The 14,990-nt window shown below is 74.1% G+C and carries 12 protein-coding genes and 1 rRNA gene; all 13 read left to right on the forward strand.

Features of this window, described 5'->3' with window-relative positions; all coding sequences use genetic code 11:
* Positions 1-107: ribosomal RNA gene (gene rrf / locus ASD18_RS15020) — 5S ribosomal RNA — on the forward strand; the annotation flags it as partial.
* A gap of 1,740 nt (positions 108-1,847) precedes the next feature.
* A complete protein-coding gene (locus ASD18_RS15025) occupies positions 1,848-2,930 on the forward strand; it encodes a hypothetical protein (RefSeq protein WP_082574117.1) in 1,083 nt (360 codons plus the stop codon).
* Entirely contained in the window at positions 2,927-3,967 is a 1,041-nt protein-coding gene (locus tag ASD18_RS15030) for an HAD-IIA family hydrolase (protein ID WP_056093781.1), read from the forward strand. Before ASD18_RS15025 ends, ASD18_RS15030 begins: the two co-directional genes overlap by 4 nt.
* Before the next feature lie 159 nt (positions 3,968-4,126).
* Positions 4,127-4,318, forward strand: coding sequence for a hypothetical protein (locus tag ASD18_RS15035; protein ID WP_056093784.1), 192 nt, complete (start codon positions 4,127-4,129; stop codon positions 4,316-4,318).
* Between the two features lie 6 nt (positions 4,319-4,324).
* On the forward strand, positions 4,325-5,146 hold the full coding sequence (locus ASD18_RS15040; RefSeq protein WP_056093787.1) for a TlyA family RNA methyltransferase: 822 nt from the start codon (positions 4,325-4,327) through the stop codon (positions 5,144-5,146).
* The gene (locus ASD18_RS15045) at positions 5,143-6,036 is read left to right on the forward strand and encodes an NAD kinase (protein WP_056093790.1); all 894 of its coding nucleotides are present in this window, start codon (positions 5,143-5,145) and stop codon (positions 6,034-6,036) included. The genes ASD18_RS15040 and ASD18_RS15045 overlap by 4 nt, the downstream gene beginning before the upstream one ends.
* Complete coding sequence (gene recN / locus ASD18_RS15050) at positions 6,033-7,763, forward strand: DNA repair protein RecN (protein WP_056093793.1); 1,731 nt, start codon at positions 6,033-6,035, stop codon at positions 7,761-7,763. The genes ASD18_RS15045 and recN overlap by 4 nt, the downstream gene beginning before the upstream one ends.
* Before the next feature lie 6 nt (positions 7,764-7,769).
* A complete protein-coding gene (gene steA, locus ASD18_RS15055; RefSeq protein WP_056093797.1) occupies positions 7,770-8,948 on the forward strand; it encodes a putative cytokinetic ring protein SteA in 1,179 nt (392 codons plus the stop codon).
* Positions 8,949-9,018: 70 nt separating this feature from the next.
* Positions 9,019-10,053 (forward strand): copper transporter, encoded by a 1,035-nt coding sequence (locus tag ASD18_RS15060; protein ID WP_056093800.1) that lies wholly within the window; start codon positions 9,019-9,021, stop codon positions 10,051-10,053.
* A complete protein-coding gene (locus tag ASD18_RS15065) occupies positions 10,050-10,940 on the forward strand; it encodes a hypothetical protein (RefSeq protein WP_056093804.1) in 891 nt (296 codons plus the stop codon). The genes ASD18_RS15060 and ASD18_RS15065 overlap by 4 nt, the downstream gene beginning before the upstream one ends.
* Entirely contained in the window at positions 10,937-12,616 is a 1,680-nt protein-coding gene (murJ, locus tag ASD18_RS15070; RefSeq protein ID WP_056093807.1) for a murein biosynthesis integral membrane protein MurJ, read from the forward strand. Before ASD18_RS15065 ends, murJ begins: the two co-directional genes overlap by 4 nt.
* A gap of 72 nt (positions 12,617-12,688) precedes the next feature.
* Positions 12,689-14,359, forward strand: a complete 1,671-nt coding sequence (locus ASD18_RS15075) for a CTP synthase (RefSeq protein WP_056093809.1) — start codon at positions 12,689-12,691, stop codon at positions 14,357-14,359.
* Complete coding sequence (locus tag ASD18_RS15080) at positions 14,359-14,952, forward strand: NUDIX domain-containing protein (RefSeq protein ID WP_056093811.1); 594 nt, start codon at positions 14,359-14,361, stop codon at positions 14,950-14,952. The genes ASD18_RS15075 and ASD18_RS15080 overlap by 1 nt, the downstream gene beginning before the upstream one ends.
* Positions 14,953-14,990 lie beyond the last annotated feature (38 nt).

Consider the following 14,990-nt stretch of genomic DNA (forward strand, 5'->3'; position numbering starts at 1 on the left):
ATAGCGAAGGGGAAACGCCCGGTCCCATTCCGAACCCGGAAGCTAAGCCCTTCAGCGCCGATGGTACTGCACTCGCCAGGGTGTGGGAGAGTAGGACGCCGCCGGACATCATTCAGGAGAAGCCACCCCCGACGGGGGTGGCTTCTTCTGTTTCCCAAGAATGTTCTGTGCGCGCGACGTCGGGCGTATTGATCAGCACTATTCACCGCAGTGTCGTCCCCGCTCCGCCATTTTCGGCGCGGCCCACTCGGCCGCCGTTCGGCGTCCGGAGCAGGGGATGAGACGATGGGGCGGTCGATCGCGACGAGGAGAGCACACAGATGAACAGCGAGAATCGTGCCGAGGGCACACCCGACGACCGGGGTCGATCGGGTGGAGCGAGCCGCGGTCGACCCGACGGCGAACGCAGCAGCTCGGCACGAGGCCCGCGTGGCTCGCAGGGCGGCGGCGCGCCTCGCGGCGGTTCGTCCGGTCGTGGCGGCGGTTCCTACGGTGGCGCGCGTCCGAGCTCGGGCGGAGACCGGGGCTACCGCCCGTCGTCCGGCGGGCGTCCGGCCGGCGACGACCGCGGGTTCCGGCCGTCCGGCAGCGGGCGTCCGGGTGCGGACCGCCCGTCTTACGGCGACCGTTCCGGCAGCGGCCGCCCCCCGTACGGTGACCGCTCCGGCGCGGGTGACCGCGGCCGTGGAGCCGACCGACCGTCGTACGGTGACCGTCCCAGCGGGGATCGGCCGAGCTACGGTCGTCCGTCGGGCGATCGAACGGGCTTCGGAGATCGCTCCGGTGGAACCAGCCGCGGCGGCGACCGCTCGTCCTACGGGAACCGACCTTCCGGCGCTCGGCCCGCGTACGGAGACCGCCCCTCGGGTGACCGCCCGGCATACGGAAACCGCCCTGCTGGCGAGCGAGCTGGCAGCGGCGACCGTCCCGCCTACGGCAACCGCTCCGGCGGGGACCGCCCCGCGTACGGCAACCGACCTTCCGGAGACCGCCCGTCGTACGGCGACCGCTCTGGTGGTCGTCCCCAGGGTGACCGCCCGTCCTACGGTGACCGTTCCGGTGGTGGTCGCCCCTCGGGTGACCGACCGTCCTACGGTGACCGCTCTGGTGGTCGTCCCCAGGGTGACCGCCCGTCCTACGGCAACCGCTCCGGCGGGGACCGTCCCGCGTACGGCAACCGACCTTCCGGAGACCGCCCGTCGTACGGCGATCGTTCCGTTGGTCGTTCCCAGGGTGACCGTCCCTCCTACGGTGACCGTTCCGGTGGTGGTCGTCCCCAGGGTGACCGCCCGTCCTACGGTGACCGTTCCGGTGGTGGCCGCCCTCAGGGTGACCGTCCCTCCTACGGTGACCGTTCCGGTGGTGGCCGCCCTCAGGGTGACCGCCCGTCCTACGGTGACCGTTCCGGTGGTGGTCGTCCCCAGGGTGACCGCCCCACCTACGGTGATCGTTCGGGTGGTGGTCGCCCCTCGGGTGACCGTCCCTCCTATGGAGACCGTTCCGGTGGCGACCGTCCCTCGTACGGGCAGCGCTCAGGCGGGGACCGCCCGTCCTACGGCGACCGTCCCCCCGCTGGGGACCGGAACCGCGGCGGGGACCGGCCGTCCTACGGCAGCCGTCCGGCCGATGACCGGCGCTCGAGCGGCGACCGACCGGATCGGGGAGGCCGTCCGGCCGGCGGGGCCGACCGACGTCCGTCCGGCGACCGTCCGGCGTCCGGTGGTCAGCGCCCCTCGTACTCCGACCGGAGCGACCGCCCCGAGCGCTCGTCGTCTCGTCCGCCCGCCTCGGGCAACCGCAGCGACCGCCCCGCGACGGGCGATCGTCGGCCCCCCGGCGGACGGCCCGTGCGCGACGACCGTTCCGCTCCGCGCGCTGGGTACGGCGCGGGCGCGGAGCGTCCGGCGACCGACGACCGGCGGCTCACGCGTCCGCCGCAGGAGGAGCGCCTCGTCGCGCCCGAGATCCCGGACGAGGTCGTGTTCAGCGACCTCGACCGTTCCGTCCGCGGCCGGCTGCGCACGCTGAGCAAGGACAACGCCGATGGCGTCGGCCGTCACCTGGTGATGGTGGGCCGGCTGCTCGACGCCGCGCCGGAGCTTGCCTACGAGCACGCCCAGGCCGCGGTTCGCCGTGCCGGGCGCGTCGACGTCGTGCGGGAGGCCGCCGGTCTGGCTGCCTACCGGACGGGTCGGTACGCCGAGGCGCTGCGCGAGCTGCGGACGGTGCGCCGGTTGAACGGGTCGTCGGAGCACCTGGCGATCATGGCGGACTGCGAGCGTGGGCTGGGCAGGCCCGAGCGCGCGCTCGCCCTGGCGCAGGAGCCGGAGGCCGAGACGCTCGATGCGGAGTCGAGCATCGAGCTGGCGATCGTCGTCAGCGGTGCGCGCCTGGACCTCGGTCAGGCCGATGCCGCCGTGGCGGCCCTGTCGACCGTGGCGGTACGTGCCGCGACCGGTCTGGTTGCCGTGCGGGTGGCTCAGGCGCGGGCGACCGCGCTCGAGGCGGCCGGACGTACCGACGAGGCCGCGGCCGAGCTGGCGCCGTACACGCAGGACCAGCTCGACGAAGCCGCGGGTGACGTGGAGGTCGAGGACGAGGTGGTCTCGTTCGACCTCAGCGAGTTCGACGCGGACGGCGAGTACGACGAGGACGCGTTCGAGGCGCCCGCCGTCGCGGACGACTCGGCCGCAGCCGACGACGACGAGGACGACGAGGAGGTCGAGGACGACGACGAGACCGATGTCGTCGCCGACGACGCGCACGAGTCGGTCGACGTGTCGTCCGACGAGTCCGAGCAGCCGGTCGACGATGTCGCCGGAGCCCTCGACGAGACGCCCGACGCACCCGCAGACGGCGACCGCCCGCACGAGGAGCCGGAGCAGCTGCTGGGCGGTCAGGGGTCGGACGAGGCGGAGGGCGGTCGGTGACGGGGGGGCTCATCGGCTCGGCCACACCGCTCGCGGACCGGTTCGACCTCGCGCTGGTCGACCTGGACGGCGTGGCCTACCGCGGTCACGAGCCGATCGACGGTGCGGCCGAGGGGCTGACGGCGGCGCGCGAGCGAGGGATGCGGCTGGTGTTCGTCACCAACAACGCGTCGCGCGAGCCGGAGTCCGTCGCGGACCAGCTCACGGACCTCGGGATCGTCACGCACGCCTCCGAGGTCATGACCGCGGCGCAGGCGGCTGCGCAGCTGCTGCGCACCCGGCTGCCGCGCGGGTCGAAGGTGCTGGTCGTCGGCGGCGCCGGGCTGGTCACCGCCGTGCGGCTGGCCGGGTACGAGGTCGTGCACTCCGCCGACGACGAGCCCGCAGCCGTCGCGCAGGGCTTCTCGCCGGAGGTGGGCTGGCCGCAGCTCGCGGAGGCGGCGTACGCCGTCGGCCGCGGTGCGTGGCACGTGGCGTCGAACCTCGACCTGAGCCTGCCGACCGCGCGGGGCTTCGCGCCGGGGAACGGATCGCTCGTCGGCGCCGTCCAGGCGGCGACGGGCGTGGTCCCGGACAGCGCGGGCAAGCCGTCCCCGACGATGTACCAGATGGCCGTGGAGCGGGTCGGCGCGCGCGAGACGCTCGTGATCGGCGACCGGCTCGACACCGACCTGGGCGGTGCGCGCGCAGGCGGCTACATCGGGCTGCACGTGCTGACCGGCGTGAGCTCGGCGCGCGACGACGTGCTGGCGGTGCCGGGGGAGCGGCCGCACCTCATCGGCGCGGACCTGCGCTCGCTGCTGGTCGCCCACCCCGAGCCCCAGCAGGGAGAGGACGGCTGGTGGACCGTGCGGGAGGCGTCGGCGCGAGTCGTCGAGGGTCGCCTCGAGCTGGGTCGCGGCTCCGACACGTCCGTCGAGGGCCAGGTCGACGTGGTCCGCGCGGCGTGCGCTGCGGCGTGGACCGCGGTCGACGCCGGTGTCGAGCTCGACCCGTCCTCGGTCCCGGAGCTGGCGACCGCGCTCGACGGCGAGTGATCGCGAGCGGGGTCGCCTGTGTGTGGCGACCGGTCGAGGTCGGCTCCGGCAGGTAGCGTGGGCGCGGTCCCGGACCTCGGACTCGGGCGGCAGCGCCGCCGGTGATCCTCGCGTGACCGGGACCGACGCAGGACGACGACCACCTCAGGAGACGGCGCAGTGAGCGAGACCGGCGGGACGGACGTGACACCGGGACAGGTGCCCGGGCTGAGCTCGACCTCGGACGCGGCGGTCGACGAAGCACTGTCGACGCTGGTGGGCCTCGAGGACCAGCCGCTGCGGTCGCACGTCGCCGTGTTCGACGCGGTCCACGGCGCGCTCCAGGACCGGCTCGCGGACGCGGAGGGCTGACCCGCGGTGACCACACGCCTCGACACGGAGCTCGTGCGCCGCGGACTGGCCCGGTCGCGGCGGCACGCCGGAGAGCTGATCGCGGCCGGTCGGGTGACCGTCGATGGCTCCGCGGTCTCGCGGAGCGCCGCGCAGGTGACGGACGAGCGCCAGGTCGCCGTCCGGTCCGACGACGGTGACCCGGGCTACGCGTCGCGCGCAGGGCACAAGCTGGCAGGTGCCCTCGACGCGCTCGGCGCGGACGGTCCCGCGGTCGCCGGCCGGCACTGCCTCGACGCGGGGGCGAGCACCGGAGGATTCACCGACGTGCTGCTGCGCCGCGGGGCGGCGGGCGTCGTGGCGGTCGACGTCGGTCACGACCAGATGGTCGACGAGCTGCGTGCGGACCCGCGGGTGAACGTGCGCGAGGGCGTCAACGTCCGCACCCTGACGCGTGGGGACGTCAGCCCCGCCCCGGAGCTGGTCGTCGCCGACCTCTCGTTCATCTCGCTCACCCTCGTCCTTCCCGCGCTCGTCGACGTCGCTCGGCCGGACGCCGACCTGCTGCTGATGGTGAAGCCGCAGTTCGAGGTCGGGCGCGAGCGACTCGGCTCGGGTGGTGTGGTGCGTCTGCCCGGCCTGTGGGTCGACGCCGTCCTGGGTGTCGCGCGCGCCGGTGCCGAGCTCGGTCTGGAGGTCCGCGACGTCGTCCGCAGCCCACTGCCGGGACCGAGCGGCAACGTCGAGTTCTTCGTGTGGTTCCGGCGGCCGGAGGGCGACGCGGCCGTCGATGTCCCCGTCGACCGGATCACCGCCGCCGTGCTCGCGGACGCCGAGGTGGCCCCGTGACCCGGCGCGCCCTGGTGGTCACCCACGGTGGCCGCGAGGAAGCCGTGGCGGCCACCCGCGAGGTGGTGCGCGAGCTCGAGCGCGCGGGCGTCGAGCCGGTGCTGGCCGCGGAGGACGCCGACGCTGCCGACCTGCCGGCGTTCGAGCTGGCGATCGTGCTCGGTGGCGACGGGACGATCCTGCGGGCCGCCGAGCTCACACGGGGGACGTCCGTGCCCCTGCTGGGCGTGAACCTCGGTCACGTCGGGTTCCTCGCCGAGAGTGAGCGTGAGGACCTCGGGGAGGCGGTTCGACGACTGACCGCGGGCGAGTTCGTCGTCGAGGAGCGCGTCACCCTCGACGTCCGGGTGCTGCGGCCGGACGGGAGCGTCGGCACCGGGTGGGCGCTCAACGAGGCGGCGCTGGAGAAGGTGGACCGATCGCGCATGCTCGAGGTGCTCGTCGAGGTCGACGGCCACCCGCTGTCGTCGTTCGGCTGCGACGGGATCGTCGCGGCGACCGCCACCGGGTCCACCGCGCACGCGTTCTCCGCCGGCGGCCCCGTGGTGTGGCCGGACGTGGACGGCATGATCCTGGTGCCCCTGTCGGCGCACGCCCTGTTCGCCCGGCCGCTGGTGGTCGGTCCCCGGAGCACCCTCGCGGTGGAGGTGCTGGAGCGCTCGCCCGCCGCCGGGTTGGTCACGCTCGACGGCCGCCGCCGGCTCGAGGTGCCCAAGGGGTCGCGGGTGGAGGTCACCCGCAGCCCCGTCCCCGTGCGACTCGCACGGCTCACGATGGCGCCGTTCACGACGCGCCTGGTGAACAAGTTCGGTCTCCCGGTCGACGGCTGGCGCGGGCGGCCCAGCGCGCCGCGGCCCGTGCGCGCCGTGCAGCCGGAGGTGGCACCGTGATCGAGGAGATCCGGATCGAGAACCTCGGGGTCATCGGCCGCGCGCACGTCGAGCTCGGCCCGGGGCTCACGGTGCTCACGGGCGAGACCGGTGCGGGCAAGACGATGGTGCTGACGGCGCTGAACCTCCTGCTCGGCGGCAAGGCCGACCCGGCGACCGTGCGGGTCGGGTCGGCGTCGGCCTCCGTCGAGGGCCGGGTGGTGCTCGACGCCGGTGCTCCTGCGCTCGCGCGCGCCGCCGAGGCCGGTGCCGCTCTGGACGACGACGGGAGCCTCGTGCTCCTGCGGACGGTCGGTGCCGGCTCGGACGGCACCACCGGCCGCTCCCGTGCGTTCGTGGGCGGTCGGTCCGTGCCTCAAGGGCTTCTCGCGGAGCTGGCGGACGAGCTGGTCACGGTGCACGGCCAGGCCGACCAGGCCCGGTTGCGCTCGCCCGCGGTGCAGCGGGAGGCGCTCGACGAGTTCGTCGGTCCGGCGCACCGCGAGGTGCTCGCGAGCTACCGCGGTGCGTGGGCGCAGCGGGCACGCGTGGAGGCGGAGCTCACGGACCTCGTCGACCGGGCGCGGGACCGCACGCGGGAGGCGGAGCTGCTGCGCCTCGGGCTGGCGGAGGTCGAGCGGGTGGACCCGCAGCCGGACGAGGACGTGACGCTGGCCGACGAGGTCGAGCGGCTGTCGCACGCCGAGGACCTGCGGACGGCCGCGGCCGGGGCGCACACCGCGCTCGTCGGCGGCGACGACGGGACGGACGAGGGGACGGCGGTCGGGACGATCGAGCTCGCGCGCCGGCTGCTCGAGCACGAGGGCAGCCACGACCCGGCGCTCGCCGCGCTCGCCACCCGCATCGCGGAGGCGGGTTACCTGCTCGCGGACGTGTCGACGGACCTCGCCGCCTACCTGGAGGACCTGCAGGCCGACCCGCTGCGCCTCGAGGCAGCCCAGCGCCGGCGCGCCGAGCTGGGCAGCCTCACCCGGAGCTACGGGTCGACGGTCGCGGAGGTGCTGGCCTGGGCGGACACCGCCGGTCGCCGTCTGCTCGACCTCGACGGCGGGGAGGAGCGGATCGACGAGCTGCGGGAGGAACGCGCTCGCCTGCGCGCCGAGCTCGACACGCTCGCGGACCGGTTGACGAGCGGGCGACGCGCCGGCGCCGAGCGTCTGTCCGCGGTGGTGTCCGAGGAGCTGGCGGGCCTGGCGATGGGTGGAGCCGAGCTGCGCGTGGTCGTCGAGCCGGCCGACGAGCCCGGACCGCACGGCGCCGACAAGGTCGAGATGCTCCTGGTGCCACACGCGGGCGCGCCCGCTCGCGCGCTGGGCAAGGGCGCGTCCGGTGGGGAGCTGTCCCGCGTCATGCTGGCCATCGAGGTGGCGCTGGCCACCGCGCCGGGCGCGACACGGCCGGGGACGTTCGTGTTCGACGAGGTCGACGCGGGCGTCGGCGGTCGGGCCGCGGTCGAGGTGGGACGTCGGCTGTCGTCACTCGCGCAGGGCAGCCAGGTGCTCGTCGTGACGCACCTCGCGCAGGTAGCGGCGTTCGCCGACCGGCACCTCGTCGTCACCAAGTCGACGGCCGACGGGGTGGACGTGGTCACCGAGTCGGACGTGCGCTTGGTCACGCAGGAGGACCGTGTGCGCGAGCTCGCCCGCATGCTGTCCGGCCAGGAGGACTCGCACGCCGCGCGGACGCACGCCGCAGAACTGCTCGAGCTCTCGTCCGTGGGACGATGAGCGGCGATGAGAGCCTCCCTGCGCAAGCGCACCGCCCTGCCCGAAGCCGGCGTCGTCGCCGGTCCGGCACGTGTCGACCCCCGGACCAAGGGGCTGACCAAGCGTCTGCGCCCCGGTGACATCGCCGTCATCGACCACCTGGACCTCGACCGTGTGTCCGCCGAGGCGCTGGTCGCGTGCCAGCCCACCGCCGTGCTCAACGCTGCGCGCTCCACGTCGGGTCGCTACCCGAACCTCGGCCCGGAGATCCTCATCGAGGCCGGCATCCCCCTGATCGACGACCTCGGTGCGGACGTCATGTCCCTGACCGAGGGCCACCGGCTCCGGATCGTGGACGGTGCCGTCTACGAGGGCGAGACGCTGGTCGCGGAGGGTGTCCTGCAGACCGAGGCGACGGTCGCCGCCGCGATGGAGGAGGCCCGTGCCGGCCTCTCCGTGCAGCTGGAGTCGTTCGCCGCGAACACGATGGACTACCTGCGCCGCGAGCGGGACCTGCTCCTCGACGGGGTCGGCGTGCCCGACATCTCCACCGTGATCGACGGTCGGCAGGTGCTCATCGTGGTCCGCGGCTACCACTACAAGGAAGACCTGGTCACGCTGCGGCCCTACATCCGCGAGTACCGGCCGGTGCTCATCGGCGTCGACGGGGGAGCGGACGCGATCCTCGACGCCGGCTGGAAGCCCGACCTGATCGTCGGAGACATGGACTCCGTATCCGACCGCGCCCTGACGTGCGGCGCGGAGGTGGTGGTGCACGCCTACCGCGACGGTCGCGCGCCCGGGCTCGCGCGAGTGGAACAGCTCGACGTCAAGCACGTCGTATTCCCCGCCACCGGCACCAGCGAGGACGTCGCCATGCTGCTCGCCGACGACAAGGGCGCCGAGCTGATCGTGGCGGTCGGGACGCACGCCACGCTCGTCGAGTTCCTGGACAAGGGCCGGTCGGGCATGGCGAGCACCTTCCTCACGCGACTGCGGGTCGGCAGCAAGCTGGTCGACGCCAAGGGCGTCTCGCGGCTCTACCGGAACCGCATCTCCAACCTGCAGCTCACCCTCCTGGTCCTCGCGGGCCTGCTCGCCCTCGGCGTGGCGCTCGCGTCGACCGCGGCGGGCCAGACCCTGATCGGCCTCTCGGGCGCCCGTATCGACGACATCACGTCGTGGGTGAGCGGACTCTTCGGATGAGCACCGCCGCCCCCGCCCTGCACCTGGTCCCGGTGAACGCCGGCGACGTACCCGACGGAGACCTCGCACCGTGATCGACTTCCGCTACCACATCGTCTCGCTCATCTCGGTCTTCCTGGCGCTGGCCGTCGGCATCGCCCTGGGTGCCGGCCCGCTCAAGGAGACGATCGGCGACACCCTCACCGGCCAGGTCGAGCAGCTCCGCGGCGAGAAGGACGCGCTCCGGGCCGAGCTCGACACCACGTCGGGCGAGCTCCAGGACGCCGAGACCTACATCGACGCCGCCGGTCCGCAGCTCCTCGACGGCACCTTGCCGGACCGCCGGGTCGCCGTGATCGCGCTCGGTGAGGTCGACGAGGCGGTCCGCACCGCGATCGACACGCGCCTGACCCAGTCGGGCGCCAGCGTCACGGCCCACGTCACGTTGACGGACACGTGGATGGACCCTGACGCGCGCACGTTCCGGCAGGCGCTGGTCGGCCAGCTGCTCACGTACCTCGACCCGGTGCCGGCCGACGACGCGGGCGTCGAGGACGAGCTCGCCTCGGCGCTGGTGCAGGCCCTCGTCACGTCGGACCCGAGCAACCCGGACGTGCTGTCCGACGACGCCTCCGTGCTGCTCGAGCTCCTCTCGTCGAGCGAGAGCGACAGCCCCCTGGTCACCGTGGCCGACCAGGTCACCGTGCCTGCCGACGCGATCGTCGTCATCGGCGTGCCCCGGGAGGAGGCCGCCGCGGACGCGACCCCGAGCCCCGCGCCGTCGGAGTCGACCGTCGTGGCCCAGCTCGCGGTCCTCAGCGCCGCGCAGGAGCTCTCGACCGGGGCCGTCCTGGCCGACGGGCCGCGCGGCGAGGGCAGCCTCACGGACGCCGTGCTGGCCGACCAGGACCTGGCCGCCACGATCACCACCGTCTCCGGGACCGCCGTCGTCACCGGGCAGGTCAACGTGCCTCTCGCCCTGGCCGGTCGGATCGCCGGCACCAACGGTCACTACGGGTTCGGTGACGACGAGACCCCGCTGCCGGCGGCCGTGGTGCTCCCGCCGGTCGACCGCACGCCGCGGCTGCCCGAGGGTGCGGAGTCGACTGCCGGGACCGAGGGATGACGGTAGGCGTCGCGCGTCGCGTCCTCACGGGCGCCGTCGCGAGTGCGGTGACCGCGGTCGTGCGCGGCGCGTTCGACCACCAGGCTCCCGGCGGGCAGGCGCGCTGGACCCGTACGAACCACCGCGGAGAGCCGATCAGCCTGCTCGAAGGGCCGTCGGTGGCCGCGGGACTGCTCGCCGCCGGACTCGTCGGCGCGCCGTCGCCGCGAGCGGCCGTCGCGCTCACGCTCGCGACCGCGTCCGGCGCGGCCTTCGGCCTGGTCGACGACCTCGGCGAGGACTCCTCATCGCGGCGCAAGGGTCTGCGCGGCCACCTCGGCGCCCTCGCGCGCGGGCAGCTCACGACCGGTGGCCTCAAGGTCCTCGGCATCGGCGGCGGCGCGCTCGTCGCCGCCGCTGCGGCGACGCCGGTGCACCGAACGGACGGCACGCGGCGCTCGACGGTCGGCTGGCTCGCGGACGTCGCCGCATCCGGAGCGTTGATCGCCTCGAGCGCCAACCTGGTGAACCTCCTCGACCTGCGTCCGGGACGCGCCCTCAAGGCGGCCACGCTCGTCGCGGCTCCGCTCGCGCTCGGGCCGGGCGGTGGCGCGGGGGCCGGTGCCTCGGTGCTCGGTGTGGTCGGGGCCGCGATGGACCAGGACCTGGCCGAGGCCGACATGCTCGGCGACGGCGGTGCCAACGCCGTGGGCGCCACGCTGGGCGCCGCCGTGGTGCTGAGCGCCCCGCGGCCGGTCCGGCTCGCCTGCCTCGCGGTCGTCGTCGGTCTCACCGTCGCCAGCGAGAAGATCAGCTTCACGCGGGTCATCGAGCGCACGCCGGTGCTGCGCGACATCGACGGCTGGGGCCGGCGGCCCGTCGGCCCGCCCGCGGACCGGTCCGGGTGAGCCCCGCGGCGCGGCGCACGCTCGCCGGGCTCGGCGGCGCGGCCGCGATGATCGCCGCCGTCACCGTCCTGAGCCGGGTGCTCGGGTTCGGCCGGTACCTCGTCCAGGCCCACGCGTTCCACGACGGCGCTATCGGCGGGGTCTACAACGCGGCCAACACCCTGCCGAACGTGCTGTTCGAGGTGGCAGCCGGCGGCGCGCTGGCCGGCGCGCTCGTCCCGCTGCTCGCGCTGCCGGTCGCCCGTGGCCTGCGCAAGGACATCGACGCGATCACCTCCGCCACCTTCGGCTGGACGCTCCTGGTGCTCGTGCCTCTCGGCGCCGCACTCGCCGCCTCCAGCGGGCTCATCGCCTCGGTGTGGCCGGGGCGCCTCGACGACGCGCAGCGTGACCTGCTCCAGTACTTCATCGCCGTCTTCGCGGTCCAGGTGCCCATGTACGGCATCGCGGTGCTCCTCTACGCGGTGCTCCAGGCGCACAAGAAGTTCTTCTGGCCGGCGTTCGCCCCCGTGCTGTCGTCCGTCGTCGTCATCGCGACCTACCTGGTCTACGCGGCGCTCGCCGGCGGGGAGCTCGACGACCCTGCGGCCGTCACGTCCGAGGCGCTGGCGGTGCTCGGGTGGGGGACCACGCTGGGCGTCGCGGCGATGTGCTTCCCGATGTTCGTGCCGGTCCGGCGCCTGGGCGTGCGCATCCGGCCGACCCTGCGCTTCCCCGAGGGCACGGGTCGACGCCTCGCTGCCCTCGCCTTCGCCGGGGTGGGTTCGCTGGTGGCCCAGCAGCTCTCGGTGCTGGTGGCGCTGCTGGTGGCCGCCGACCGAGGGAACGCCGGCACCTGGTCGGTCTACCTGTGGTCGCAGCAGGTGTACCTGCTGCCGTACGCGGTGCTGGTGGTGCCGCTGGCGACGTCGACGTTCCCCCGGCTCGCGCAGCGTGCGGCGTCCGGTGAGCACGAGTCGTTCGCGCGGATGGCGTCCGGGACCACGCGCGCGGTCCTGGCCGCCGCTGCACTCGGCGGGGCCGCCCTCGCCGCCGCCGCTCCCGCGGTCACGAACGTCTTCGTGTTCATCGCCGACGGCGGCCCCGGCATGCGCGCCATGACGCTGACGATCACCTGGCTCATGCCGGGTCTGCTCGGCTTCGCGCTGATGTTCCACGCATCCCGCGCCCTCTACGCGCTCGAGCGGGGCCGCGCCGCCATCACGGCCAACGTCGCGGGCTGGGGGACCGTCGCCGTCGCGACGCCCCTGCTCGCCGCGGCGCGGGCGCCCGCCGGGAACGACCCGGAGGCGACGCTCCTCGCGCTCGCCCAGGCCAGCTCCCTCGGGATGCTCGTCGGCGGCACGGTCGCGGTGGTCCTGCTGCGCCGCGCGGCGGGCCGTGCTGCCACGGCAGGCCTGCTGCGCAGCGCTCTGGTGCTCGGGCTCGGTGCCGGGCTCGGTGCCCTCGTCGGCCGGTGGGTGGTGGATGCCGTCATCGAGCTGGCGGGGCACGGTGTGCTGACCGCGCTCGGTGCGGCCGCGGGCGGCGGGATCATCGCCGCCCTCGTCGTCGCGGGCGCGCTCGCCGCCGGGGATCGCGGGACCCTGCGGGACTTCCGGCGCATCGAGGCGGAACCGCGGCCGGCCACGGACCGGGTCCCCGACCCCGCGAACCCGGGCGCGCCGCTCCTGTAGGGGCAGCACGTGTCCGGACTCACCCCGCGCCGTGCTCCGGGAGAGGGCGTTCGTCGGGTAGGTTGGAATCCCGTGACAGAGCGCGCGCATCGACTCTCCGGGCGGTCGGATTCCACGACCCGGCACATCTTCGTCACCGGGGGTGTCGCTTCCTCCCTCGGCAAGGGCCTGACGGCGAGCAGCCTCGGCCGACTCCTTCGCTCCCGTGGCCTCCGCGTCACGATGCAGAAGCTCGACCCGTACCTCAACGTGGACCCGGGCACCATGAACCCGTTCCAGCACGGCGAGGTCTTCGTCACCGAGGACGGTGCGGAGACGGACCTCGACGTGGGGCACTACGAGCGGTTCCTGGACGTGGACCTCGTCGGCTCGGCCAACGTGACCACGGGCCAGGTCTACTCGCAGGTGATCGCCAAGGAGCGTCGCGGCGAGTACCTCGGTGACACGGTGCAGGTCATCCCGCACATCACCGACGAGATCAAGACGCGGATGCGCCAGCAGGCGAACTCCGACATCGACGTGATCATCACGGAGATCGGCGGCACGGTCGGCGACATCGAGTCGCTGCCGTTCCTCGAGGCCGCCCGCCAGGTGCGTCACGACCTGGGCCGCGACAACTGCTTCTTCCTGCACGTCTCCCTGGTGCCCTACATCGGCCCCTCGGGCGAGCTCAAGACCAAGCCGACCCAGCACTCGGTCGCCGCGCTGCGCAGCATCGGCATCCAGCCCGACGCGATCGTGCTGCGCGCCGACCGCGACGTCCCGGAGTCCACCAAGCGCAAGATCGCGCTCATGTGCGACGTCGACATCGAGGGTGTCGTCACCGCCAAGGACGCACCGAGCATCTACGACATCCCGCGGGTCCTGCACTCGGAGGGCCTCGACGCCTACGTCGTGCAGCGGCTCAGCCTCCCGTTCCGCGACGTCGAGTGGAAGGGCTGGGACGAGCTGCTGCACCGTGTGCACCAGCCCGCCCACCGCGTCGAGGTCGCCCTCGTCGGCAAGTACATCGACCTCCCCGACGCCTACCTGTCCGTCACCGAGGCCCTGCGCGCCGGCGGCTTCCACCACGACACCAAGGTCGTCATCCGGTGGGTCACCTCGGACGACTGCCAGACACCCGAGGGTGCCCGGCTCGCACTCGAGGGCGTGGACGCGGTGCTCGTGCCCGGCGGGTTCGGCGTGCGCGGCATCGAGGGCAAGCTCGGTGCACTGCGCTGGGCGCGCGAGAACCTCGTCCCGACGCTCGGCATCTGCCTGGGTCTGCAGTGCATGGTCATCGAGTACTCCCGCACGGTCCTCGGGCTCGAGGGGGCGTCGTCCTCCGAGTTCGACGCCGACCCCGCGCACCCGGTGATCGCCACGATGGCTGAGCAGCTCGCGATCGTCGGTGGCGACGGTGACCTCGGTGGCACCATGCGTCTGGGCGCCTACGAGGCAGTCCTGACGCCCGGGTCCGTGGTCGCCGAGGCCTACGGGGCGACCCGGGTGTCCGAGCGGCACCGGCACCGCTACGAGGTGAACAACGCGTACCGCGACAAGCTCGAGGACGCCGGCCTGGTCATCTCGGGGGTCTCGCCCGACACCTCGCTGGTCGAGTTCGTCGAGCTGCCGAAGAACGTGCACCCGTACTACGTGTCCACGCAGGCGCACCCCGAGTTCAAGTCGCGTCCGACGCGGGCGCACCCGCTGTTCGCCGGGCTCGTCGAGGCAGCCCTCGCGCAGCGCGGTGACGAGTCCTGATGCTCGCTGACGTCGAGGCGCCCCGCCCGGTCGTGTCGCACGACGTGATCCACGCGGGGAAGATCTTCGACCTGGTCGGCGACGTGGTGGACCTCGGCGAGACGCAGGTGCTCCGCGAGTACGTGTCGCACCCCGGGGCGGTCGCGGTCATCGCGCTCGACGACGACGACCGCGTGCTGCTGCTCTCGCAGTACCGGCACCCGGTGCGCTCCGAGCTCTGGGAGCCGCCCGCGGGGCTGCGCGACGTCCCGGACGAGGAGCTCGCCGTGGCCGCCGCACGCGAGCTCGCGGAGGAGGCCGACCTGGTGGCGGGCTCCTGGTGGCGGCTCGTGGACTTCTTCACCACGCCGGGCGGCTCGAACGAGCGGATCCGGGTGTTCCTCGCCCGCGACCTGCGGCCCGTGGCGGAGGCCGACCTGCACACGCGGACGGACGAGGAAGCCGGCATGGTGCCGGTCTGGGTCCCGCTCGACGACGCCGTGGAGGCCGCGCTGTCCGGGCACCTGCACAGCCCGACGGCCGTCACCGGCGTGCTCGCCGCGGCCGCGGCGCGCGCGCGTGGGTGGTCGACGCTGGAGGCTGTGACGCTCTGAGCGTCGACGGTGCCGGGGTCGGCACCGTCGACGCCCGG

The organism is Cellulomonas sp. Root137 (assembly GCF_001426725.1).
Lineage (GTDB): Bacteria > Actinomycetota > Actinomycetes > Actinomycetales > Cellulomonadaceae > Cellulomonas.

Bases quoted from the DNA above. Each gene is read 5' to 3' on its own strand.
- steA (WP_056093797.1), top strand. From the start codon at position 7,770: ATGAGAGCCTCCCTGCGCAAGCGCACCGCCCTGCCCGAAGCCGGCGTC.
- ASD18_RS15065 (WP_056093804.1), top strand. From the start codon at position 10,050: ATGACGGTAGGCGTCGCGCGTCGCGTCCTCACGGGCGCCGTCGCGAGT.
- ASD18_RS15080 (WP_056093811.1), top strand. From the start codon at position 14,359: ATGCTCGCTGACGTCGAGGCGCCCCGCCCGGTCGTGTCGCACGACGTG.